This is a genomic window from Pseudomonas sp. UMAB-08 (genome assembly GCF_900095225.1).
In the GTDB taxonomy this organism is placed as follows: domain Bacteria; phylum Pseudomonadota; class Gammaproteobacteria; order Pseudomonadales; family Pseudomonadaceae; genus Aquipseudomonas.
Map to the genome: position 1 here is coordinate 123,840 of NZ_LT607415.1, position 23,690 is coordinate 147,529.

General features: G+C 58.7%; 16 protein-coding genes and 1 other RNA gene. 10 read left to right on the top strand and 7 right to left on the bottom strand.

Going from position 1 to position 23,690, the window contains the following annotated elements; translation table 11 throughout:
- Positions 1-115: 115 nt before the first annotated feature.
- Both K0F75_RS03665 and K0F75_RS03670 read left to right on the top strand, forming a co-directional pair.
- Positions 116-4,189 (top strand): dermonecrotic toxin domain-containing protein, encoded by a 4,074-nt coding sequence (locus K0F75_RS03665; RefSeq protein ID WP_219060490.1) that lies wholly within the window; start codon positions 116-118, stop codon positions 4,187-4,189.
- A 279-nt stretch (positions 4,190-4,468) separates the two neighbouring features.
- A complete protein-coding gene (locus K0F75_RS03670) occupies positions 4,469-5,233 on the top strand; it encodes a GntR family transcriptional regulator (RefSeq protein ID WP_219060491.1) in 765 nt (254 codons plus the stop codon).
- 11 nt (positions 5,234-5,244) lie between these two features.
- On the opposite strand, the gene guaD is transcribed toward K0F75_RS03670, so the two are convergent.
- Genes guaD through xdhA form a run of 4 tightly spaced genes read right to left on the bottom strand, consistent with a single transcriptional unit; the run spans position 5,245 to position 11,316 of the window.
- The gene (gene guaD / locus K0F75_RS03675) at positions 5,245-6,579 is read right to left on the bottom strand and encodes a guanine deaminase (RefSeq protein WP_219060492.1); all 1,335 of its coding nucleotides are present in this window, start codon (positions 6,577-6,579) and stop codon (positions 5,245-5,247) included.
- Positions 6,580-6,586: 7 nt separating this feature from the next.
- The gene (gene xdhC, locus K0F75_RS03680) at positions 6,587-7,426 is read right to left on the bottom strand and encodes a xanthine dehydrogenase accessory protein XdhC (protein WP_219060493.1); all 840 of its coding nucleotides are present in this window, start codon (positions 7,424-7,426) and stop codon (positions 6,587-6,589) included.
- Between the two features lie 10 nt (positions 7,427-7,436).
- The gene (gene xdhB, locus K0F75_RS03685) at positions 7,437-9,869 is read right to left on the bottom strand and encodes a xanthine dehydrogenase molybdopterin binding subunit (RefSeq protein ID WP_219060494.1); all 2,433 of its coding nucleotides are present in this window, start codon (positions 9,867-9,869) and stop codon (positions 7,437-7,439) included.
- Positions 9,862-11,316: a xanthine dehydrogenase small subunit gene (gene xdhA, locus K0F75_RS03690; protein ID WP_219060495.1), complete on the bottom strand. Its 1,455-nt coding sequence runs from the start codon at positions 11,314-11,316 to the stop codon at positions 9,862-9,864. Before xdhA ends, xdhB begins: the two co-directional genes overlap by 8 nt.
- Before the next feature lie 279 nt (positions 11,317-11,595).
- On the opposite strand from xdhA, the gene K0F75_RS03695 reads away from it, so the two are divergent.
- The 5 genes from K0F75_RS03695 (at position 11,596) to K0F75_RS03715 (ending at position 20,655) form a co-directional block, all read left to right on the top strand.
- The gene (locus K0F75_RS03695; RefSeq protein WP_219060496.1) at positions 11,596-12,255 is read left to right on the top strand and encodes a GntR family transcriptional regulator; all 660 of its coding nucleotides are present in this window, start codon (positions 11,596-11,598) and stop codon (positions 12,253-12,255) included.
- Positions 12,256-12,259: 4 nt separating this feature from the next.
- Complete coding sequence (gene smc, locus K0F75_RS03700) at positions 12,260-15,748, top strand: chromosome segregation protein SMC (RefSeq protein ID WP_219060497.1); 3,489 nt, start codon at positions 12,260-12,262, stop codon at positions 15,746-15,748.
- Between the two features lie 274 nt (positions 15,749-16,022).
- On the top strand, positions 16,023-16,877 hold the full coding sequence (gene zipA / locus K0F75_RS03705) for a cell division protein ZipA (protein WP_219060498.1): 855 nt from the start codon (positions 16,023-16,025) through the stop codon (positions 16,875-16,877).
- 121 nt (positions 16,878-16,998) lie between these two features.
- Positions 16,999-19,359 carry an NAD-dependent DNA ligase LigA gene (ligA, locus tag K0F75_RS03710; protein WP_219060499.1) on the top strand — a complete coding sequence of 787 codons (2,361 nt, stop codon included), beginning with the start codon at positions 16,999-17,001 and terminating at the stop codon, positions 19,357-19,359.
- A gap of 129 nt (positions 19,360-19,488) precedes the next feature.
- Positions 19,489-20,655 (top strand): putative zinc-binding metallopeptidase, encoded by a 1,167-nt coding sequence (locus K0F75_RS03715; RefSeq protein WP_219060500.1) that lies wholly within the window; start codon positions 19,489-19,491, stop codon positions 20,653-20,655.
- Positions 20,656-20,672: 17 nt separating this feature from the next.
- On the opposite strand, the gene K0F75_RS03720 is transcribed toward K0F75_RS03715, so the two are convergent.
- A complete protein-coding gene (locus K0F75_RS03720; protein ID WP_219060501.1) occupies positions 20,673-21,182 on the bottom strand; it encodes an N-acetyltransferase in 510 nt (169 codons plus the stop codon).
- Positions 21,183-21,393: 211 nt separating this feature from the next.
- Between K0F75_RS03720 and ffs the strand changes: the two genes are divergently transcribed.
- Positions 21,394-21,490: signal recognition particle sRNA small type (gene ffs / locus K0F75_RS03725), an RNA gene on the top strand.
- Positions 21,491-21,611: 121 nt separating this feature from the next.
- Here ffs and K0F75_RS03730 read toward each other — a convergent pair.
- Positions 21,612-22,040: a hypothetical protein gene (locus K0F75_RS03730; protein WP_219060502.1), complete on the bottom strand. Its 429-nt coding sequence runs from the start codon at positions 22,038-22,040 to the stop codon at positions 21,612-21,614.
- Positions 22,041-22,071: 31 nt separating this feature from the next.
- Positions 22,072-22,653: a Spy/CpxP family protein refolding chaperone gene (locus K0F75_RS03735; RefSeq protein WP_219060503.1), complete on the bottom strand. Its 582-nt coding sequence runs from the start codon at positions 22,651-22,653 to the stop codon at positions 22,072-22,074.
- Between the two features lie 253 nt (positions 22,654-22,906).
- On the opposite strand from K0F75_RS03735, the gene K0F75_RS03740 reads away from it, so the two are divergent.
- A complete protein-coding gene (locus K0F75_RS03740; RefSeq protein WP_219060504.1) occupies positions 22,907-23,368 on the top strand; it encodes an aminoacyl-tRNA deacylase in 462 nt (153 codons plus the stop codon).
- 62 nt (positions 23,369-23,430) lie between these two features.
- Positions 23,431-23,670 carry a DUF2789 domain-containing protein gene (locus K0F75_RS03745; RefSeq protein ID WP_219060505.1) on the top strand — a complete coding sequence of 80 codons (240 nt, stop codon included), beginning with the start codon at positions 23,431-23,433 and terminating at the stop codon, positions 23,668-23,670.
- Positions 23,671-23,690 lie beyond the last annotated feature (20 nt).

A 23,690-nucleotide genomic window follows, 5' to 3' on the forward strand; every position in this document is an offset into this window, starting at 1 on the left:
CGCTCACGTTGCGGGCTCTTTTCCGTCTGGAAAAGAGATAACCAATATTTATGTAGTCATTGCGCTCAGACGGGCTTGGGCACACTTCCGGGTCTAATCAATTCCGGAGTGACCCATGATTTCAATGACGCAAGCCCCCGCAGACCTCCTGACACAAGATTACGAAGACATTCTGTCTGTCGATGCTTTGCTGTACCGCCGGATCGTATCGTTTGGCAGCTTGCCGCCCGCGTATTTCGTCGCCTTGTGCGAAGAGAAAGTCGCGCGGTATGACAACCGGATTCAGGCATGGATCGGGGAGGAGGGCGAGCGCGTAAAGCCCTTGGCCGAGTACCGCCGTTTTCACGCTGCCTTGCATACCGCCTCGGTGTCGATGCAAGCAATCACGAGCACCCTGAGTGCCAGTGCAGCGCAGCTTATCAATGAAAAAGAGGCCGGGTTGATCGAGCATCGCGGGCAAGCGTTGCTCAGTGAAGCGCAGCTTCAGGCCTATGAGGGCTCGATCAGCGCTGTCGATCTGACGCACATCCAGCAAGCGCTCGGCGCGCTTGACCCTCTTGCCGAATCAGTGCGGGTGACTGACCTGGGCATTGCTGTCGATGAAACGGTTCATGCCTTGAGCGGCGTTCTGATTTTTACCACGCAGCAGGCGCTCGATACGCCTGATGCCGAAGAGTCCGCACTGTTATTCATGCCGGGGAAAGGCGGTGGACTACAGAAGTTCTCATCGTTGCAGGCGCTCAAAGATGAGGTGCAGTTCACCTTGCAGTCGGGCCTGGACACGCCGTTCTGGCGGCATCTGTCTGCCCTGTCGCGAGGTGCGGCAATGGACGAGGCCAAGACCGGTTCTCTGGAATTGATCACGCGTGTCATCACTGCGCCAGCCATGACCCACAGCGTGCACGTGCAGATTGAAAGCCTTGAAGCAGCGACTCGCGCGGCCACCGATGGCCAGCGTTTTTTTGATGACGCCAGCAACGAGGAGGCCACGCTGAGTCGTTTGTATCTGGAGTTGACGGACAACCTGCAGGTCCATCGTAACGATGCGCGGGACCAGGCCATCGACCGAGTGGCCGAGCAGCAACGAACCGGTGAATTGGTCGAGCAGATGCCGCAATGGCTGCTGCACGCCCCGGTCGATATTCGCCGTGAATATGGCCAGCGGTTGAGCGCGTACCATGCAGCGGCGGCCTTGCTGGAAAGCCAGCTGGACGCAGTGTTGCCATCATTCGAGGCATTCACCCGCCAGACGCTCGCGGCTCGGATCAAGGACGATCTGGGCATCGATGTCGACGCCGATCAGGTCTTTATCGACCTGCCTGAAAGCGCGACTCGGGATTTCGATATCGATCCGCAGTACGGCGTGCTCCGCCATGGCAACAGCTGGAGTGCAAGCGCTGAGCGGGTTCGGTTCTCCGTGTCTGAGTTGGCTCGTTACAACATCGATCCCAAGGATGAAGAGCTGGCGGCGCGACTGACCTTTGCCAGGATCGATTTGCCCGCCGGTGACCTTGAAGCTGCTGTTGGCCTGACAGTCGATTACATCGCCCGAACCCTACCCCTGGTCGATATCGCTGATCGGTACCGGGCGTTGTTGGGCCGCGTGTTCCAGACGCGTCAGGAGATGTCGCAGCTGATCGCGCCCGACGTTCTGCTCAAACCCTATGAACTGGAAATTTTGCTGGAAGGTTTTGCTGCCCTGCAAAACAAACGCTTGAGCGTTCATGGTTACCGCGTGCTTGAGTGGGCTGTGCAAGCGCGTTCCAATGCGGACCTGCGCGCAACCCAACTGCAAATGAGCTGGGTTGTTCTCAATCCGGGTCATGCGGTAAGCGGTGAAACCAAAAGCGCGACGCTTTCAGGTCTCTGCGTGATCCATCACGAGACGACAGGGACCACCCTGGTGTATTTGCCTCAAGCGCCTGACGGGTTTTCGCTGATAGAGGCCGGAAGTTTAAAAGAGGCCAAGGAGCGCTTGATCAATCGGCTCATTGGTAAACCTGCCCTTATTGAATACTTGGTGTCGCGCACAGTTCAAGAGGAGCGCCAGGCGGCTGATACGCGCTATATCGAAGAAGCGTTGCTACGTAGGTTCGACGGTTTCATCACCTTCACTCCTGCCCTTTTTCTAAAAGTAGCGGCTCAGCAGGTGGATGCGCGTGCCTGGCTGATCCATGCACATATCAAGCGCGAGGCGCGTAGCAACGCCGACATCCACAGTGGACACGAGTTGCGTAAAAGCCAGGCATATATGGCGTACTTCAAGGCAATCCTGTCGTTCCTGCCGGGTTTGGGGACCCTGTTCAGCGTGCATGATGGCTGGAATGACGGCCACTCCGCAGTTGCAGCCTTCAGAGAGGGCAGAACGTTCGAGGGTGAGGTGCTGACGGCAAGCGCATCCCTGAGCGTACTGGACATCCTGCTCTCAGTGGTGCCGGGCGTCGCCACGGTTGCCGCCTTCGCCAAGGTCGCCCGCCGCGCGACAAAATTGCGCCAGGCTGCCCGGTTGACGGGCACGTTGCCCTCGGTCACGCGCAAGCGCTACGTGCTCACGTCATTCAAAGGGTATGAGGCCGACGTTTCACCGGTCGGAGCAAGCAAACAGAACGGGGTCAACGCGGGCGCGGTGTTGAAAGACGGGCAGCTCTGGATACAACGGCAAGGCAAGTTTTACAAGGTCTACAGGCGCAAAGGCGAGCAGTCACTTCGTCTGCAGAAGACGGCGGGGCAAGGGTATGAACCACCGGTGCGTCTCGACTCACAGGGGGACTGGGTTTATCACACGGATGTCGGCCTCAAGGGCGGGGTGAAATCGAGTATCGCCGAGACGCTGATTAGCGATGCCCATCCCGATGGCAGCTTTACGCGCAAGCAGGCGCGCGAGTTGCTTGATCAGTTTGCGTTTCCCGTCGATCAACAACGACGGCTTGAACTGGACGTGGCCGTACATTACCAAAGCCACAGAGCAGTTCCAGGCTGGGCAGAGGCCCATCGACGCCAACCACAAGGTCAGACGGTCGCGCCCCTGCCCATTCCCGTTGCAAACAAACGCAAGCAACCAGCCCCCTCAACCAGCGAAACCAATCGCCAGCCGCCGCAGCCGGTTCCGGGCACCAGCCGGAGCATCGCTGTGCCAGCAGACAATTGGAAAGGCTGGGGCCTGGAGCTGGACGAGCTGACTGTGCTGGAGCCCATTGGGCAACAGCCGCCGATCTTCCGGGTGACCGGTGCGCCTGAGCGCGAAGTCGTTGTCATGGGCCGCGAATGTTTCGATATCCTGCCTGCCGGTTCGACACAAAACCCGAGCATCGTATTTCTGCGCAACCCAGCAGCGGGGAGCTCCAGAGGCAGCTTCGCAGAGTTGAATGAGGCCATCAGGATCAACCCGTTCGATCAACCTGTGATGGCGTCTTTCAAGGCAGGCCAATGGACCGTTCACGGGCCTTTGTTTTCGAAAAAAATCCAGAGCCTCATTGCTGATATTCGCCCGGCATTTACCCCCATCTCCCAGCGAGTACTGGCGGAGAAGCTTTACGAGTTGGCCGACAGTGCCGGCCTGAGCATGACTGCCACCCGGTTGATAAATATGAAAGCGACGCTCAATGCCTGGAGGAAGGGGCACGCTGCGCCATTGGCAAAACTCAACGATCCGCTGGCCATGCTTGATGGGACAAGGCCTACAGGCAGCACCTATCAAAGCATGAACATCAGCTATGAAAGTTCGCTCGACACGTTTCATCGGCTGGACTTCCTGCCTGGGGATCCGTCAGACCTGGCAAAGCTTAGAGGGGGGGCGGATGCGATGAATGTCCAGGAACTGAGTCAGTTGATGACCCGCCAGTTGACGTCGAGCGGTTACGAGCTATTACCCGGCGGGGATTTGATGCACTTCACGCCCACGTTGACGTTTCAGCGGCCCGGACTGGATCAGCTGTACATGATGAGTGTGCGGCGAGTCCACAACAGTCAGGTGGCGCATGAGCTACAACCTCTACCGTTGGGATTTCCGCTGTCCAGCACGTGGCTTGATGCCTTTTTGGACCGCTATGCCGGTACGTCGGTAGCGACAAGAATCGCGGCCGCCCGGGAGCAGGGGCGTCTGATCAGGCTGGTGGGCGGGACAAACACCACCCGGGTGTCGGGTGTTAGAACACAATTGTTTGTTGTCAGGGTCGCCGATGATATTTGACGGCGGCTGATGTTCAATACGCTTTTGTGGGAACGCATTGGCCGGGTTTGCTTCGCCATAACGCGCTGAACTGTCGGTTTGTTTAACCGCCAGGTCAGCGCCTGGCAAGAAGTGAACTCGTGATTTTGTGTACAAAAAAACAAAGTAATGTTTTTAGAGTTGTACGTAATGTGTTCGATGTTGTGTGCGTAAAGCTGTCGATAAGACCGTACCTATTCACCCCCCATGCACTGTGTACAATGTGTCGGTACTTTATCTGTGACTTGCACACGAGCGCCCATGAACGAACAGTTGCAGCCCCTCAAGAAACAGCCGCGAACCGTCAAGGCCGGCCGTGTCGGCACGCAGGACGACAGGGTCTACGCGCATATTTTCGAGGCGATTCTCGAACAGCGTCTGGCCCCCGGTACGAAGCTGAGCGAGGAGGCTCTCGGGGAGATTTTCGGCGTCAGCCGCACGATCATTCGTCGTGCCTTGTCACGCCTGGCCCACGAAGGGGTTGTGTTGCTGCGGCCCAACCGTGGCGCGGTGGTTGCCAGCCCGAGCGTCGAGGAGGCGCGGCAGGTATTTTTTGCCAGACGCATGGTGGAAAAAGCGATCACTGAGTTGGCGGTCGAACACGCCACGCCTGAGCAGCTTGCCCAATTGCGGCAAATGGTCAGTGATGAGCGCGACAGTTTTTCACGTGGAGACCGGGGTGCCGGGATTCGCTTGTCGGGCGAGTTTCACCTCACGCTGGCGGTGGTTGCGCAGAACGCGCCGCTGATCAGCTTCCAGCGCAGCCTCGTTTCCCAGACATCGTTGATCATCGCTCAGTACGAAAACGGCAACCGTTCGCACTGCTCCTATGATGAACACACCCAGTTGATCGACGCCATCGAGGCGCGTAACACCGAGTTGGCCGTGAGCCTGATGATGCGTCACATGGATCACATCGACAGCAAGCTCAACCTCGACGAAGAGAGCGCCTCAGACGACCTGCACGCAGTGTTCTCGCACCTGCTGCAAAGCAAGAAAAAGCCGGGGCGCAGTCCGGCGGTTTAAGCAGCGGGACTTCAAGATCGCCGATGCACCAACTGCCCCGCCGAGTAGGTCTCCAGTACCGCGCGATCGTCCCCCAGCGTGGTCAGTACAAATAACGTCTCTTCGATATCCTTGGTCTGTTTCAGGCGGTAGGAGAGCAGCGGGGTGGCGTTGTAGTCGAGGACCAGGAAGTCAGCCTCATTGCCAGGGTGCAAGCTGCCAATCTTGTCTTCCAGGCGCAGTGCTCGCGCGCCGCCCAATGTCGCCAGGTACAGTGACTTGAACGGGCTCAGCTTCGCCCCCTGCAACTGCATCACTTTGTAGGCTTCGTTCAGCGTTTGCAGGATCGAGAAGCTGGTGCCTGCGCCGACGTCAGTGCCCAGGCCTACGTTGAGTGTGTGCTTCTCGGCCATCGGCAGATTGAACAGGCCGCTGCCCAGAAACAGGTTCGACGTCGGGCAGAACGCCACGGCCGAACCGGTCTCTGCCAACCGCTGGCATTCGTCGTCACACAGGTGCACGCCGTGGGCGAATACCGAGCGCTCGCCGAGCAGCTTGAAGTGGTCGTAAACGTCCAGATAATTGTTGCGCTCAGGGAATAGCACCTTGATCCATTCGATTTCTTTCAGGTTCTCGCTGATGTGAGTCTGCAGGTACACGTCAGGGTATTCGCTGAGCAACTGCCCGGCCAATGCCAGCTGTTTCGGGGTGCTGGTCGGCGCGAAACGTGGGGTCACCGCGTAGTGCAGGCGCCCTTTGCCATGCCAGCGCTCGATCAACGCCTTGCTGTCGACGTAGCTCGATTCGGCGGTGTCGGTCAGGTAGTCCGGCGCATTGCGATCCATCATCACCTTGCCGGCAATCATGCGCAGATTGAGCTTTTCGGCTGCTGTGAAAAACGCCTCAACCGACGCTTTGTGCACACTGCCGAACACCAGCGCGGTGGTCGTGCCGTTACGCAGTAATTCTTTAAGGAAAATGTCCGAGACTTCAGCTGCATGGGCTGGATCAGCGAACTGTTTCTCGCACGGGAAGGTGTAGGTGTTCAGCCAATCCAGCAGTTGTTCTCCATAGGAACCGACCATACCGGTTTGTGGCAAATGGATGTGCGTGTCGATGAAGCCGGGCGTGATCAGCGCGTCAGGGTATTCGGTCATCTCGACATCTGCACCGAGCTGGCCCAGCAGGTCCGCGGCATGCCCAAGGGCGATAATCTTGCCATTGTCGACTACCAGCAAACCGTCTTCGAAATACTCATAGGACGCCTCGATCACCACCTCGGCGGGGTCGGCGATGCTGTGCAGGATGGCGGCGCGGTAGGCTTTCGTGGCGGTGTGGCTACCGGTTCTTGCAGATGCAGACGTCATAGAAGTCTCATTGAGCTTGGCTGCGGCGTGAAACCGGCAACAGGTGTGCAACAGGTTCGGCATTGCTGCTGTGTTGGCCGAAGCTGGCGTTGTAGGTGGCGATCACTTCAGCGGCAATGGACACGGCGATCTCGATGGGCAATTTGCCTTTGACCTCGGCCAGGCCCATCGGGCAACGCATGCGTTGCAGCAGCGCCGCATCGAAACCGCGCTCACGCAGACGGTGCTCGAACTTGACCCGTTTGGTCTTCGAACCGATCAAGCCGAAATAAGTGAAATCATTGCGCGTGAGAATGGCAGCGGTCAGCTCCAGATCCAGCTGATGGTTGTGGGTCATGACGATGCAATAACTGCCGGCGGGTAATTGCTCGACTTCATCCACAGGCTCTTCGTTGACGATCCGTGTGACGCCCTCCGGGATCAGCGCGGGGAACTCATGCTCCCGCGAATCGATCCAGCGCACCCGACAGGGCAGGCTGGCGAGCAGCGGCACCAGCGCCCGGCCGACATGCCCGGCACCGAATACCGCAATATGCGCCTGAGGCTGGCCCATGGGCTCGAACAGCAAGACGTTCATCCCACCGCAGCACTGGCCCAGGCTGGCGCCCAGGCTGAAGCGCTCCAGGCGCGTGCCTTGAATGCCGCTGGCGAGCATCTCGCGGGCGATCTGCATCGCTTTGTATTCCAGGTGCCCGCCACCGACGGTGTCAAAGATCCGCTCGGCAGTGACGACCATCTTCGAACCGGCATTGCGCGGCGACGAGCCGCGCTCGTCGATGATGGTCACCAGCACGCAGGGTTCGCCCTGGTTTTGCAGCTCGGCGAGAGCGCTGATCCAGTTGTTCATGTGCGGTCTCCTAAGCTCTTGTAGGCGCGGGCTTGCCCGCGATCAGCCCGGGGTCGCGCTCGGTCGCCGCCGTCGCGCTATGCAACGTGCGCATTTGCTCGCACCCCCACAACACGCGTTCCGGGGTCGCGGGTGCGTCGATCTTCGGTTGATGTCGATAGTCGCCAAGGCTGGCAACGGCGTCCTTGATCGCGCACCAGGCGGCGATGCCGAGCATGAACGGCGGCTCGCCCACAGCCTTGGAATGGAACACCGTGTCTTCCGGGTTTTTGCGGTTCTCCACCAGCTTGATCCGCAGGTCCAGGGGCATGTCGGCGACCGCTGGAATTTTGTAACTGGCCGGGCCGTTGGTCATCAATTTGCCTTTGGCATTCCACACCAACTCTTCCATGGTCAGCCAGCCCATGCCCTGAATGAAGCCGCCTTCGACCTGGCCCATATCGATGGCCGGGTTCAGCGAGGCGCCCACGTCATGCAGAATATCGGTGCGCAGCATCTTGTATTCGCCGGTCAGGGTATCGATCACCACTTCAACGCAGGCCACGCCGTAAGCGAAGTAGTAGAACGGATGACCCCGCGCCTGGCTGCGGTCGTAATAGATTTTAGGTGTTTTGTAATAGCCGGTGCTCGACAGCGATACCTGGCCGATCCATGCCTGTTGCGCCAGGGATTCGAACGACAGAATCTGCTCGCCAACCCGCACGTGGCCATTGCGAAACTGCACCTGATCTTCGCTGACCTTGTACTGCCGTGCAGCGAATTCCACCAGCCGTTGTTTGAGGATTTCAGCGGCGTTCTGCGCAGCTTTGCCATTCAGGTCGGCACCGCTGGAGGCGGCTGTTGGCGAGGTGTTCGGCACTTTGTCGGTATTGGTCGCAGTGATCTGGATCCGGTCGATATCAACCTGGAACACCTCGGCCACCACCTGCGCAACCTTGATGTTCAGGCCCTGGCCCATCTCGGTGCCGCCATGGTTCAGGTGGATGCTGCCATCGGTGTAGATATGGATCAGCGCACCGGCTTGGTTGAGGAAGCTGGCGGTGAAGGAAATGCCGAATTTCACCGGGGTCAGCGCCAGACCTTTTTTCAGCACCGGGCTGTGTGCGTTGTAGGCACGAATCGATTTTCGCCGTTCTGCGTACTGGCTGCTGGCTTCCAGTTCAGCGGTCATTTCTTCGAGCATGTTGTGCTCGACCGTCTGGTAGTAATGGGTAACGTTGCGCTCGGTCTTGCCGTAGTAGTTGGCTTTGCGCACGTCCAGCGGGTCTTTGCCCAAGTGACGGGCGATGGTGTCCATCACTTCTTCGATCGCGACCATGCCTTGCGGGCCGCCGAAGCCGCGATAGGCAGTGTTCGAAGCGATATTGGTCTTGCAACGATGGCCATTGATGGTGGCATCGCCCAGGTAGTACGCGTTATCGGCATGGAACATCGCCCGGTCAACGATGGCGTTGGACAGGTCTGGCGAACAGCCGCAGTTGCCAGCCAGCTCCAGCTGAATCCCGTGCAGGCGTCCGCTGTCATCGAAGCCGACGTCGTACTCGATATAGAAGGGATGGCGCTTGCCGGTCATCAGCATGTCTTCGACCCGGGGCAGACGCATTTTGGTCGGCTGTCCGGTCAATACGGCGATCACCGCGCACAGGCACGCAGGGCTTGCCGCCTGGGTTTCCTTGCCGCCAAACCCACCGCCCATGCGGCGCATATCGACCACGATTTTGTTCATAGACACGCCGAGTACTTCCGCCACCAGCTTTTGTACTTCGGTGGGGTTCTGCGTCGAGCAATAGACAATCATGCCCCCGTCTTCGGTGGGCATCACCGACGAGACCTGGGTTTCCAGATAGAAGTGTTCCTGCCCGCCGATGTGCAAGTTGCCCTGCAGGCGATGCGGCGCACTGGCGAGAGCACCGGTCGAATCACCGCGTTGATGAGTATGGCTGTCGAAGACGAAATGTTTTTTGCGCAAGGCCTCCACCACGTCCAGAACGGGCTCGAGGTCCTCGTATTCGATGATCGCGGCCATTGCTGCTTTGCGTGCGGTTTCCATATCCCGTGCGGCAACCGCGATCACCGGTTGGCCGACAAATTCGACGATATCGATGGCCAGCAACGGATCGCCCGGCAGCAATGGACCAATGTCCTTGAGGCCCGGAATGTCCTCATGGGTGATGGCGATACGCACGCCTTCAAAGGCATAGCACGGTGATGTGTCGACGCTGATGATCCGCGCGCGTGCGCGGTCGGACAGGCGTGCATACACGTGCAATTGATTAGGGAATTCCAGGCGGTCATCGATGTACACCGCCTCGCCGGACACATGCTTGTCGGCGCTGTCGTGCTTGACGCTACGACCCACGCCTGTGGTCAGGTCCTGCTGAAACAGTGCGGCCATCTCGGCCTGGCTGTCTTCCAAGGTAGGGTCCGGGGCATGGTCAGACATAAGAGGTCACCCGCGTTTCAATGTGAGGCGTTTGCAGCTCGATGAAATATTTGCGCAGCAGGTTTTGCGCACTCAGCAGGCGGTATTCCTTGCTCGCGCGAAAGTCTGACAACGGGGTGAAATCCTCGGCCAGGGCCGCGCAGGCGCGTTCCACGGTGGCCGAGGTCCAAGGCGCACCGATCAGCGCGTGTTCACAGGCAGCGGCCCGTTTCGGGATCGCCGCCATGCCGCCGAACGCAACGCGTGCATCGACAATGACGCCATTCTCGATGTGCAGGCGGAAGGCCGCGCACACCGCAGAAATATCGTCATCCAGCCGTTTCGACACCTTATAGGCGCGGAACGCCTGTCTGGCGTTGGCCTTGGGCACGATGATTTTTTCGATGAACTCGCTTTCCTGACGTGCCGTCACCCGGTAGTCGATGAAGTAGTCTTCCAACGCGAGGGTGCGGCGGATGTCGCCTTTGCACAGGATAATCTGCGCACCGAGGGCGATCAGCAGAGGCGGGGAATCGCCGATGGGCGAGGCGTTGCCGATGTTGCCGCCCAAGGTGCCCTGATTGCGGATCTGCAAGGAGGCGAAGCGCTGAAGCAGCTCGCCGAAGTCCGGGTATTCAGCGGTCAGTGCTGCGTAGCAATCAGTCAACGAGGTGGCGGCGCCGATCTCCAGGCGGTCCTCGAAGTGCTCGATGCGTTTCATTTCGGCGATGTTGCCGACGTAGATCATCACCGGCAGCGGGCGATGGAATTGAGTGACTTCCAGTGCCAGATCGGTGCCGCCCGCCAGCAGGCGCGCTTGCGGATAGGCGTCATACAGATCCGCCAGGTCGCTGACAGTCAGCGGTATCAGGCAGCGCTTGTCGCCGCTGTTGAGTTCGCCGGTTTCTTTTGGTGCGATGGCCCGCAAACGGGCGATGGTCTCTGCCTGGCGCTGATCGAACTGGTCTGGCTCGCGTTGAGTGCAGGCTTGCTCGGCGGCGGCAAGAATCGGGCGATAACCCGTGCAGCGGCACAGATTGCCGGCCAATGCTTCGTGCGCTTGATGGGCGTTGGCTTCGTTGCTGTTCTTCTGCAGCGCGAACAGCGACATGACAAAACCGGGTGTGCAGAAACCACATTGCGAACCGTGACACTCGACCATGGCTTTTTGCACGCTGTGCAGTTGGCCTTGATGCTTGAGGTCTTCGACGCAAATCAATTGTTTGCCGTGCAGCGAGGCGACGAACGTCAGGCAGGCATTGAGGCTGCGATAACGCAGGTGCTCGGCGCCATCGTTATCGGTGCTCAATTCGCCGATCACCACGGTGCAGGCGCCACAATCGCCGCTGGCACAGCCCTCTTTAGTCCCGGGCTTACCCAGATGTTCGCGCAGATAATTGAGCACCGTCAGATTAGGGTCCAGGGCGTGCTCGGTGCGCAGCACCTGATTGAGTAAGAATTGGATCACGGAAGGCCCCCTCTGCACGTTATTTTTTTAATCGGCACATGAGCTGAATTTATCAGCTCTGACTTTTCGGTCAATAATGTTCTGACCTTTAAGTCAGGAAATATTGATTTCTCCGGTTTTGCCGATTAACGGTGTGTCCGATTGGTAACAAAATCGTCGGACAGAGCTCAAAGAATTGCTTATTTCGTGCCAGATTCAACCCCCATGGCCCTGCGCCATGGCTGCCCATTGCGATACACTGCGCGGCTTGTATGATTTAGCCGAAGTTGAAGGAAAACCATGACGTTCAAGGCGCCGGATAGCCTCGCCGAGCAAATCGCTCACCACCTCGCAGAACGGATCATTCGTGGCGAACTCAAGCCAGGTGAGCGCATTCAAGAGCAAAAAGTCACTCAAGCATTGAGTGTCAGTCGTGGTTCGGTGCGTGAAGCCTTGTTGATTCTTGAACGCCGCCACCTGATCGTGATCCTGCCGCGTCGTGGCGCCCAAGTGACCGAACTCAACGCGCACAACGTTGAAAGCCTGTGCGCGCTGATGAGCGAGCTGTACATCCTGCTTGCCAATGCCGTGGCCAATCGTTGGGAAACGCATGCTGATCTTGCGCCGTTTTTGCAGGTTCAGCAGCGCCTGACCGCCAGCTACGAGCGTCAGGACGTGAAAATGTTTGTTGAAGAGAGCTTCAACGTGATGCGCGCGGCCTATCCTTTCGCCAATAACCCATACCTGCAAGAAACCGTCGAAAACCTGCAGCCGTCCATGAGCCGTAACTATTACCTGGCGCTGGACCAACGCAAGGCGGAAATGAGCGAGTACCTGACCCTGTTCGCGCAACTGCTCGACGCGGTGGTGGCGCGCGACCAAACGCAGATTCGTAGCGTCCTGGGCAGCTATGCCGAGCGCAGTTGCAAGTTGGTACTGTCCGCCCTGGCTGCAGGCTAACCCTATGCGGCTCAAGTGCATCAGGCTGGCCGGGTTCAAATCCTTCGTGGACCCGACCACCGTCAACTTCCCGAGCAACATGGCGGCGGTGGTAGGCCCCAACGGCTGCGGAAAATCCAACATCATCGACGCCGTGCGCTGGGTGATGGGCGAAAGTTCGGCGAAGAACCTGCGCGGTGAGTCGATGACCGACGTCATCTTCAACGGCTCCACCAGCCGCAAGCCAGTCAGTCAGGCCAGCATTGAGCTGGTATTCGACAACTCCGATGGCACCCTGGTGGGCGAATACGCCAGCTACGCGGAAATCTCTATTCGTCGCAAAGTCACCCGCGACAGCCAGAACACGTACTTCCTCAACGGCACCAAATGCCGTCGTCGTGACATCACCGACATCTTCCTCGGCACAGGCTTGGGCCCGCGCAGCTATTCGATCATCGAGCAGGGGATGATCTCCAAACTGATCGAGTCCAAGCCTGAAGAGCTGCGTAACTTTATCGAAGAAGCCGCCGGCATCTCCAAGTACAAAGAGCGTCGCCGCGAGACTGAAAACCGTATCCGCCGCACCCATGAAAACCTGGCCCGCCTGACCGACCTGCGCGACGAACTGGAACGCCAGCTCGACCGTTTGCACCGGCAGGCGCAGGCGGCCGAGAAGTACCAGGAATACAAAGGCGAAGAGCGTCAACTCAAGGCACAACTGTCGGCCCTGCGCTGGCAGGCGTTGAATGAACAAGTCGGCCAGCGCGAAGCAGTGATCGGTAATCAGGAAGTCGGTTTCGAAGCGCTGGTCGCTGAGCAGCGCAATGCAGACGCCAGCATTGAGCGTCTGCGCGATGGTCATCACGACCTGTCCGAGCGCTTCAATCTGGTGCAGGGCCGCTTCTATTCCGTGGGCGGCGACATTGCCAGGGTCGAGCAAAGTATCCAGCACGGCCAGCAGCGTTTGCGCCAGTTGCAGGACGACCTGCGCGAGTCGGAACGCGCGCGACTGGAGACCGAGTCGCATCTTGGCCACGACCGCACCTTGCTGGCGACGTTAGGCGAAGAGCTGGAAATGCTCGAGCCCGAACAGGAAATCACCAGCGCAGCCGCCGAAGAGTCCGCCGCAGCATTGGAGGACTCCGAAAGCACCATGCACGGCTGGCAGGAAAAGTGGGACGCTTTCAATCTGGACTCTGCCGAACCACGGCGTCAGGCCGAAGTGCAGCAGTCGCGCATTCAGCAGCTGGAAAGCAGCATGGAGCGATTGGGCGAACGGCAACGGCGTTTGGGCGAAGAGCGACAGTTGCTCGCCGCAGACCCGGAAGACGCGGCGATTCTCGAGCTCAGCGAAGAACTCGCCACCCGCGAAATGACCCTGGAAGAGCTGCACGCCAGCGAAGAACAGTTGGTCGAGCGCCTGGAACAACTGCGTGGCGAGCTGCATCAAGCCAATCAGGCACAACAGCAAGCCCAGGGCGATCTGCAACGCCTGAATGGTCGGCTGGCCTCGCTGGAAGCCCTGCAACAAGCCGCGCTCGATCCGGGCACCGGCACTGCCGAGTGGCTGCGCGAACAACAACTGACCGAGCGTCCGCGACTGGCTGAAGGGCTGCGGGTCGAGGCGGGTTGGGAGTTGGCCGTGGAAACCGTACTCGGTGCCGACCTGCAAGCGGTATTGGTGGATGATTTCGCCGGACTGGATCTGGCCGGTTTCGAACAGGGCGACCTGCGCTTGCTCAGTCCGTCGGCCGACGTGACACGAATCCCTGGCAGTTTGCTGGACAAGGTTGAAGCGTCCGTCGATCTATCGGCGTGGCTGGGTAAGGTCAAGCCGGTCGACAGTCTTGAAGACGCTTTGGCCATGCGCAGTCAGCTCGGGGCAGGGCAGAGCCTGATCAGCCGCGACGGTTACTGGGTCGGTCGGCACTTTCTAAGGGTGCGCCGCGCCAGTGAGGCAGAAAGCGGGGTACTCGCTCGCGGTCAGGAGCTGCAACGCCTAGGGCTGGAGCGTGAGGAGCGCGAAGCCACCCTGGGCGCCCTTGAAGAGCAGCTTGTCACCCTGCGCGAGCAGCAGTTGCAGCAGGAAGACGCCCGTGAGCAACTGCGTCGACGCTTGCAGGATGAAGCGCGTCAGCAAGGCGAACTCAAGGCGCAGCTGTCTGCTGGCAAGGCCAAGGTCGAACAATTGACCTTGCGCCGCACGCGTCTGGACGAAGAACTGGGCGAACTGGGCGAGCAACGTGCCATCGAACACGAACAACTCGGCGAGTCCCGCCTGCAATTGCAGGACGCGCTGGACAGCATGGCCATCGACACCGAACAGCGTGAATTGCTCCTGGCTCAGCGTGACAGCCTGCGCGAGCGCCTCGACCGGGTGCGTCAGGAAGCCCGTCAGCATAAGGACCACGCCCATCAATTGGCGGTGCGTCTGGGCTCGCTCAAGGCGCAGCACGATTCCACCCGTCAGGCCCTTGAGCGGCTGGAGTTGCAATCCGAGCGTCTGAACGAAAAACGCGAGCAACTGAGCCTTAATCTGGAAGAGGGCGAGGCACCGCTCGAAGAACTGCGCCTAAAGCTCGAAGAGTTGCTGGAAAAACGCATGGCTGTCGACGACGAGATGCGTCTGGCAAAAATGGCGCTGGAAGACGCCGACCGCGAACTGCGCGATGCTGAAAAACGCCGTACCCAGGCCGAGCAGCAATCGCAACTGGTGCGCGGCCAGCTCGAGCAACAGCGCATGGAATGGCAGGCGCTCACGGTGCGGCGCAAAACCCTGCAGGACCAATTGCTCGAAGACGGCTACGACCTGCATGGCGTGTTGGCTACGCTGACCAGCGAGGCCAATGAAAAAGACGCGGAAGAAGAATTGGAGCGCATCGCCCAGCGCATTCAACGCCTCGGTGCGATCAATCTCGCGGCCATCGACGAATACCAGCAACAATCCGAGCGTAAACGTTATCTGGATGCGCAGAATGCCGATTTGGTCGAAGCGCTGGATACCCTGGAAAACGTCATTCGCAAGATTGATAAGGAAACGCGTAATCGTTTCAAAGAGACCTTTGATCAGATAAATAGCGGTTTACAGGCACTTTTCCCAAAAGTTTTCGGTGGGGGCAGCGCTTATTTGGAACTGACGGGCGAAGATTTACTCGATACAGGTGTGACTATCATGGCGCGGCCACCTGGCAAGAAGAACAGCACCATTCATTTGCTGTCCGGTGGTGAAAAAGCCCTGACTGCCTTGGCGCTGGTTTTTGCCATTTTCAAGTTGAACCCGGCGCCGTTTTGCATGCTCGACGAGGTTGACGCACCGCTGGATGACGCTAACGTAGGACGTTACGCCCGACTCGTGAAGGATATGTCGCAGACGGTGCAGTTTATCTACATCACCCACAACAAAATTGCCATGGAGATGGCGGACCAGTTGATGGGTGTAACCATGCACGAGCCTGGGTGCTCGCGTTTGGTTGCGGTGGACGTGGAGGAAGCGATGGCGCTGGTGGATGCCTAGCGTGCAGGCCTTGTACAGCAAGGGAAATGGCGCTTTAGTGGCCCCTTTGCTATGGGAATGCGTGGTGTTATCAAGCGTCTGAAGCCGTTTGACCACTTTTGAGCGGCCGGCCCTTTGCAACAGACGGTGTAAAGTTATCTTTGGTCGTGCTAGTTTAATCACCACTTTTTCTTTTGCGTGGGTAAAACGCCTGTCAGAACATAGAGTTGGCGCCACGTTTTAAAGGGGTTTCGGCCCTTATTTTTCAGCATTTTTATTAGAGGCACTGGATTACATGGAAATCGGTCTGCGCGAGTGGCTGATCGTCATCGGCATTATTGTCATTGCCGGTATTCTCTTTGATGGCTGGCGCCGGATGCGCGGTGGCAAGGGTAAATTGAAATTCAGGCTGGACCGAAGCTTCTCCAATCTGCCGGATGACGACGAAGCCACGTCCGCCGAGCTCTTGGGGCCGCCGCGTGTGCTGGACAACCAGAAAGAGCCGCAATTGGACGAGCACGACCTGCCGTCGGTGAACGTCACTCCGCGTGATGCCAAGCGCAAACGCAAGGACGAACCACATCAGGGCGACCTGAATCTGAATCTCGATCTGGACGGGCCAAGCCTGCACGCCGGTCGCGACGATGATTTTCCGGACGAGAACAAGCCTGGGCGACGTGCAGACGATACGACGCGCCGTGCCGAAGATCTGCCGCCCGTTGAAGAAGTGCTGGTGATCAGTGTGATCTGCCGCGACGAAAGTGGCTTCAAGGGCCCTGCGTTGCTGCAGAACATTTTGGAAAGTGGTTTGCGTTTCGGCGAGATGGATATTTTCCATCGCCACGAGAGCATGGCCGGCAACGGCGAAGTACTGTTCTCCATGGCCAACGCGGTCAAGCCAGGCGTGTTCGATCTCGACGATATCGATCACTTCAGCACCCGCGCCGTGAGCTTCTTCCTTGGCTTGCCCGGCCCGCGTCATCCGAAACAGGCTTTCGACGTCATGGTGGCCGCTGCTCGCAAACTGGCCCACGAGCTCAACGGCGAATTGAAAGATGATCAGCGCAGCGTCATGACCGCGCAGACCATCGAGCATTATCGCCAGCGCATCGCCGAATTCGAACGCCGTGCATTGACCCAGCGCCGCTAAACACGCGCCGCTTAACCTGTAGGCGCACGCTTTCCCGCGAGAAGGTCGGAACGACCTTCCTGCGGTGGCGAATCAACATTGAGCAGCTTCGGCTGCTTTTTTGCTTTTCGAGAGAACACGTATGACCGCCGTCGAAACCCGAATCCTGGAACTGCGCGCAGCACTGGAGCAGCACAACTACCGCTACCACGTCCTCGACGAGCCGAGCATCCCTGACGTCGAGTACGACCGCCTGTTCCACGAGCTCAAGGCGCTGGAAGCCGAGAACCCGCAACTGATAACACCTGATTCGCCGACTCAGCGGGTCGGTAGCGCAGCGCTGTCGGCGTTCACCCAAGTGCGTCACGAAATCCCCATGCTCAGCCTGGGTAACGCCTTCGAAGAAAACGACATGCGCGAATTCGACCGCCGTGTCACTGAAGGCCTGGACTTGCCGGTGGGCGATCTGTTCAGCGACGGCGCGAAGGTGCAATACAGTTGTGAACCGAAACTTGACGGCCTGGCGGTCAGCCTGTTGTACCAGGATGGCTCGCTTGTCCGCGGTGCTACCCGTGGCGATGGCACCACCGGCGAAGACATCAGCGTCAACGTGCGCACCGTACGCAACATCCCGCTCAAGCTTCACGGCAGCGGCTGGCCGCAAACCCTCGAGGTACGCGGCGAAGTGTTCATGTCCAAAGCAGGCTTTGAACGGCTTAACGCCAGTCAGATTGAAGTGGGTGGCAAGACCTTCGCTAACCCACGTAACGCTGCAGCGGGCAGCTTGCGTCAGCTGGACTCGAAGATCACCGCCAACCGTCCGCTGGAATTCTGCTGCTACGGCCTGGGTCAGGTGTCGGAAGAGTTCGCCGACACCCATATCGGCAACATGCAAAAGCTCAAGCAATGGGGGATGCCCGTTAGTCACGAGTTGAAACTGGCCAACGGTATTGACGAATGCCTGGATTACTACCGCGACATCGGCGAACGACGCTTGTCGTTGCCCTACGAAATCGACGGAGTGGTATTCAAGGTCAACAACCTGGCCTCTCAGCGTGAACTGGGCTTTCGCGCCCGCGAACCGCGTTGGGCCATCGCCCACAAATTCCCGGCCATGGAAGAACTCACCGAACTGCTCGACGTGGAATTCCAGGTGGGCCGCACCGGCGCTGTCACGCCAGTCGCACGCCTCAAGCCAGTCAAGGTTGCGGGCGTCACCGTCGCCAACGCCACGCTGCACAACATGGACGAAGTGGCACGTCTGGGCTTGATGATCGGCGACACGGTAATCATTCGCCGTGCCGGTGACGTCATCCCGCAAGTCGTGCAAGTCATCCTCGACCGTCGCCCGGACAATGCACGTCCGGTGCATATTCCGCAAAACTGCCCGGTCTGTGGTTCCCGCGTCGAACGTACGCAACTGGTCAAACGCAGCAAAGGCAAGGAAACCATCAGCGAGGGCGCCGTTTACCGTTGCGTCGGTCGACTGGCCTGCGGCGCGCAACTCAAGCAAGCGATCATCCACTTCGTGTCCCGTCGGGCGATGGACATCGACGGGCTGGGCGACAAGAGCGTCGAGCAGTTGGTGGATGAAGGGCTGGTCGCATCCCCGGCGGACCTCTATACCTTGAAGTTCGAACAGATCGTCGACCTCGAAGGGTTTGCCGAGGTCTCCAGCAACAAGCTGCTCAAGGCCATTCGCGACAGCAAAAAGCCAACCCTGGCGCGTTTCATCTACGCCTTGGGCATTCCCGACGTTGGCGAAGAGACCGCCAAGGTGCTGGCGCGTTCGTTGGCCTCGCTGGAGCGCATTAAACAGGCGCTGCCGGAAGTGTTGACGTATTTGCCGGATGTCGGGCTGGAAGTCGCCTATGAGATCCACAGCTTCTTCAGGGATGACCACAACATCAAGGTCATCGAGCAATTGCTTGAGCGCGGCCTGGAATTGCAGGATCAGGGCGAGCTGGGCGCTGAATTCGCCGCCAGTACGACCTTGGCTGGCATGATCGACAAGCTGCACATCCCTGCGATCGGACCGGGCGCGGCGCAAAAACTGGCGGACAAATTCGGTTCGCTGCAAGGCATCATCGACGCTGACTGGCTGGACATGCGCCAAGCTTTGGCCGAGAAACAAGCGAAAGCCGTGCGTGATTTCTTTGACATCAAAGAGCACGTCCAGCGTGCACTGGAGATCGAGGCGCAACTCAACGACTTCGGTATGCACTGGCAGAGCGAGAAAAAAGTCGTGGAAGGCCTGCCGCTGGCTGGGCAAACCTGGGTCCTGACTGGGTCCCTGGAACTGATGAGCCGCGACATCGCCAAGGAAAAACTCGAAAGCCTCGGCGCCAAAGTCTCAGGCTCAGTCTCAGCAAAAACCCACACCATCGTCGCCGGGCCTGGCGCGGGCTCGAAATTGACCAAGGCGAATGAGCTGGGGTTAAAAGTGCTGGATGAAGAGGCGTTTGTGGTGTTTTTGAAGAAGCACGGTATTGCTGTGGAGTAATGGTGTTCGATCTAACGTCATCGCGGGCAAGCCCGCTCCTGCACCGAATACCTGTAGGAGCGGGCTTGCCCGCGATCCAGGCGACGCGGTCTGCCTGACACATCGCTAGTACGCCAAAAGGAGATCGTCATGTACCGCTTCTTCGAACAACTCAGCTCCCGCATTGCCGCGCCGTTCGTGGGCGAGACCAAACGTAATAGCAAGGTCTGGCAGTGCCACTGTGGACAGTCGATCTTCTTCCCTAATAGCCGGTGCCTGGCCTGTTCGGCAGCGCTGGGCTATTTGCCGGAGCAGGGCAGGTTGGTCACGCTCGAGCCGGGGCCTGATCAAAACACTTGGTGCTTGAGCGACGAACCCGGCCCGGAGTTTTATCGACGCTGCGCCAACCTGAACACGCCCGCTGCCTGCAACTGGCTGTTTTCGGCGCACGATCAGGGTGAATTCTGTATCGCGTGCAGCCTCAATCGAACCATTCCCGACCTGTCTATTCCGGAAAACGCGGAGCGCTGGTGCAAAGTCGAAACCGCCAAGCGCCGCCTTGTCGCGCAATTGATCGCGCTGGGTTTGCAGGTGATTCCGAAAGCCCAGGACGAAGATACCGGTCTGGCATTTGATTTCGTTGGCGTCGACCTGGAAGGCAAGTGCCCCTCCACCGGTCACGCCAACGGCTTGATCACCCTCAACATCGAAGAGGCCGACGACGCTCTTCGCGAAGCCATGCGCGTGCAGATGCACGAACCGTATCGGACCTTGCTCGGGCATTTTCGCCACGAAGTGGGTCACTACTATTGGGATCGTCTGATCCCCGACAGTCCCTGGGAAAGCGCTTATCGCACCCTGTTCGGCGACGAGCGCGCCAGCTATGCCGATGCCCTTGAACACCACTACCAGAACGGCGCGCCGGCTGACTGGCAACAGGGCTTCGTCAGCGCCTACGCCACCATGCACCCGTGGGAAGACTGGGCTGAAACCTGGGCCCACTACCTGCACATGATGGACGCCGTTGACACCGCCCTGGGTTTTGGCATGAGCGCCCGGGACATGGACTTCGACTACCCGCCATTTACGCTGGAAACCCTCTACGACCCCCAGCACCCCGGCGGTCCTGCGTTCCTTTCATTCGTCAACGCCTGGATCGAACTGGCCGGGATGCTCAACGAACTGTCCCGGAGCATGGGCCAACCCGACTTCTACCCGTTCGTCCTGTCGCCAGCAGTCATCGCCAAGCTGCACTTCATTCACTTGGTTATTCAGCAATCCGGGGGCAGGGCGGACGAGGTGCTGCAGGCGCAGTAAGGGCATATGCACGACCCTTACCGAAGGTCGGTAGCGTCATCCTGCAATGCCAATGACAGCCGCCGCTCATAACCAATCCGTCCCCGATACGCTTCCCCCGTATCGACCCAGCCTTGACCAAGATACAGGCCAAGCGCCGCCTGATTGTCCGCATCCACTGACAGCATCAACTGCGCCACATCAGGCCACACCGAGCGTGCCATGTCCGGGACGGCCTGCAAACAGACCTTCCCCAGACCATGGCCCTGCATCCTGCGGTCGATCTGCAAGGCATGCAGGGTGGCGGCATCCTGATCGGCCCAGTGCGGTAAAAACGGCCCGCGCTTGAGCATAAAAAAGCCGATGGGATAGTCGTCGGCAATCAGTACAAAACCCTTGATATCGTCATTCGGTTTACCCTGCAGGGCATTCAGTGCGCTGTAGATGTCCCCGGAAAAGGCCTTCTGCTCCGACAACACTTCAAGGTGTTGCAATTGCTGGCGTTGAACATCCGACAGGTCTTCATAACAGACCAATTTAGTTTGCATCGATCGAATCCTGCGAGGACGCATCGCGTCACGGCCGAACAGGGTAACGCAAAAGTCCCAACGCCGGGCCCACCGTACACAGCCGCCAGCCCCTGCCACACAAGTGCTTGAGCTCCCTCAGATTTTTAATCCAAAACCAACGGTTGTAACTTCTCGCCAGACCGGTACAATGGCGCCGTTCGCCGTCAGGTGAGCGTCGTTATGGTGACCCCATCGGTCCCCCCGCAACGATTACCCGTGAACCTGGTCAGATCCGGAAGGAAGCAGCCACAGCGGGAACATTGTGTGCCGGGGTGTGGCTGGTGGGGTTGCCTCCATAACGCAGAATTCCTCGATTAAAACAGCTAATCACTCTTTCGCTATAAGGCGATTCAAAGGGTGTTTTTTCACGTCCGGAATTCCTTCCTCGAATCGCACTCGCTGCGCAGGTCAGCGTATTGATCCGGGTGGTGTCGCCGGGACTGTGCGCCAAGGTTCAGGGCACTGGCGTACGTAGGGGTAGTAGCCTTTGGCCGAGTCGCAGTAGTACCAATTAGGCGCGGGCGGAGAGCTTGATGGCGCTACCGTCGGCATCGGCGGTGTCGGCTCAATCACCACCGTGGAGGGCCTGTAAGGGTAGTAATAAGCAGGGGCGGGGTAGTAATAGACCGGGTAAGCGGGGTAGTAATAGGGGCTGGCAATGTGCGCGGCTTCCCAGCCCAGGCCCAAACCAATTCCTATGCCCCACCATGCGGGGCCACCGCTGTGCCAGCCGCCATGACCGCCGCCATGCGAATCGGCGGTGGCCGCTAATGAAAGACTCGTACCGATCAGAACCGCGCCAATAAGCGCGCAACGTTTTATCGAGTCGATGTTCATGATGTCTACCTGATAGACGGTGTAATACCGCTTATTCTTTGCGTGTTCGGCTTTGGTTTTCTTCCATCATGGGGCTCGACATGGGCATGTGCGTGCCCCAGCCGCCGTACCCGTGCATTTTGTGGTGCATCCCGTTCCAGAACAGGTCGAATATGGTTTTTTGATCAGTGCTCAATGTGTCATAAAATGTTTTGGTGCGAACCTGAGCCGCTTCCAGACGAGCTACATGCGCCTGCATCCAGGTGATTTGTGCGTGTAAACGCTCGATTCCGTGTGCCATTCTTTCCGGCGTTGTTTCGTCAACCATCGGTTTCGCCGCGCTCCCTTTTCCCTCATGCCCGGGGTTGTCTTTTCCCAGTTGCTGTTGGGCATCTGTTATCAAGCCAGCGGACCATGTCTCCCACGCGGGCATTTGCGCTGGCGTTAGATTCAGCTTGCCCTTGAGGTCGTCCAGAGTCTGTTGTGTGTGCTTGACCCAGTCGAAATCCTGACGGTATTCGGCCGTGCCCCCTGATGGTGGCGTTTCCGGGTTAGCAAAGACGTTGGCCGATGGCAGCAGTAAAGCACTTGCTGCAATCAGTATGTATTGGCCGATCAGGCCTGCTTTTTTCATCTTCAGCTCCTGACAACGTGAGTGCTGTCTCAAGAATAGGAGTTGGTGTAAAGGGGGATTTGATCTACATCAGAAAGTAAGCACATAGAAGGGGGAGGTAGGCGGGTTCTGATCTTAGTTCGTTCTCGACTAGCGACGGTGCCGCATAGTCTTAACTGTTACTGCCTTCCAATCGCCGTCACGCCGTGTGCTGCCTAAACTTGATGTTAAAGATATCTGCTCTGCCGTTCCGTGCAGGGCGTGGAGGTGCATCATGCGTATGGCAAAAACAGTACAACGTAGCCTGGAACAGGCGCGCTGTGATTATGACATCGTGGCCCACCCGCACTCGGCGACAAGCCTGGAGTCCGCGCGGGTGGCCAGCGTTCCGGCAGAGCGCTTGGCTAAATCGGTGATTCTCGATGATCAGCACGGGCATTACATGATGGCGGTGTTGCCCGCTGATCGGCATTTGGATTTGAGCAAAATACAAACCAGTGGGGATTGGCAGCTCACTCGCGAAAGTGGTTTGCCGCACCTGTTCGGTGACTGTGAGCGTGGCGCGATCCCGGCACTGGGCGAGGCCTATGGAATCAAGATGCTGCTCGATCCGATGTTGACCCGCCAGGAGGACATCTACCTGGAAGCCGGTAACCACCACTATCTGGTCCACATGCGCATGGACCAATACCTGAAACTGGTGCCGCATGCCGAGGTGCGTGAGGTCTGCCAGTAATGAACGTCAATGACCGCGCCAGGTTGTGCCGCTTGCGCTCAACCTGGCCCAAGGAGTGACTCATGGAATTACCTGTGCATAGTCTGCCGGCTCTTTTTCACCAGCTGGGGCTTGCGGCCGACCCGGTCAGCATTGACGCCTTCCTTGCCACACATTCCCCTCTCAAGGCAGACCTTGCGTTAGAGGACGCTTTTTTCTGGAGCCCCGCACAGGCCTCTTTTCTGCGCGAGGAGATCCTTGAAGACGCCGACTGGGCCGAGGTGGTCGATCAACTTAACCTCATGCTGCGAAAGAGGGGCTGACGGCCGCCGATCATTCGGCG

Excerpts from the sequence above, each read along its gene's own strand:
- guaD (WP_219060492.1), bottom strand. The coding sequence starts at position 6,579 with ATGACGTCTGCATCTGCAAGAACCGGTAGCCACACCGCCACGAAAGCC.
- zipA (WP_219060498.1), top strand. The coding sequence starts at position 16,023 with ATGGAAATCGGTCTGCGCGAGTGGCTGATCGTCATCGGCATTATTGTC.
- K0F75_RS03735 (WP_219060503.1), bottom strand. The coding sequence starts at position 22,653 with ATGAAAAAAGCAGGCCTGATCGGCCAATACATACTGATTGCAGCAAGT.
- smc (WP_219060497.1), top strand. The coding sequence starts at position 12,260 with ATGCGGCTCAAGTGCATCAGGCTGGCCGGGTTCAAATCCTTCGTGGAC.
- K0F75_RS03670 (WP_219060491.1), top strand. The coding sequence starts at position 4,469 with ATGAACGAACAGTTGCAGCCCCTCAAGAAACAGCCGCGAACCGTCAAG.
- K0F75_RS03730 (WP_219060502.1), bottom strand. The coding sequence starts at position 22,040 with ATGAACATCGACTCGATAAAACGTTGCGCGCTTATTGGCGCGGTTCTG.
- K0F75_RS03695 (WP_219060496.1), top strand. The coding sequence starts at position 11,596 with ATGACGTTCAAGGCGCCGGATAGCCTCGCCGAGCAAATCGCTCACCAC.
- xdhC (WP_219060493.1), bottom strand. The coding sequence starts at position 7,426 with ATGAACAACTGGATCAGCGCTCTCGCCGAGCTGCAAAACCAGGGCGAA.
- K0F75_RS03720 (WP_219060501.1), bottom strand. The coding sequence starts at position 21,182 with ATGCAAACTAAATTGGTCTGTTATGAAGACCTGTCGGATGTTCAACGC.
- K0F75_RS03715 (WP_219060500.1), top strand. The coding sequence starts at position 19,489 with ATGTACCGCTTCTTCGAACAACTCAGCTCCCGCATTGCCGCGCCGTTC.
- K0F75_RS03665 (WP_219060490.1), top strand. The coding sequence starts at position 116 with ATGATTTCAATGACGCAAGCCCCCGCAGACCTCCTGACACAAGATTAC.
- ligA (WP_219060499.1), top strand. The coding sequence starts at position 16,999 with ATGACCGCCGTCGAAACCCGAATCCTGGAACTGCGCGCAGCACTGGAG.
- K0F75_RS03740 (WP_219060504.1), top strand. The coding sequence starts at position 22,907 with ATGCGTATGGCAAAAACAGTACAACGTAGCCTGGAACAGGCGCGCTGT.
- xdhB (WP_219060494.1), bottom strand. The coding sequence starts at position 9,869 with ATGTCTGACCATGCCCCGGACCCTACCTTGGAAGACAGCCAGGCCGAG.
- K0F75_RS03745 (WP_219060505.1), top strand. The coding sequence starts at position 23,431 with ATGGAATTACCTGTGCATAGTCTGCCGGCTCTTTTTCACCAGCTGGGG.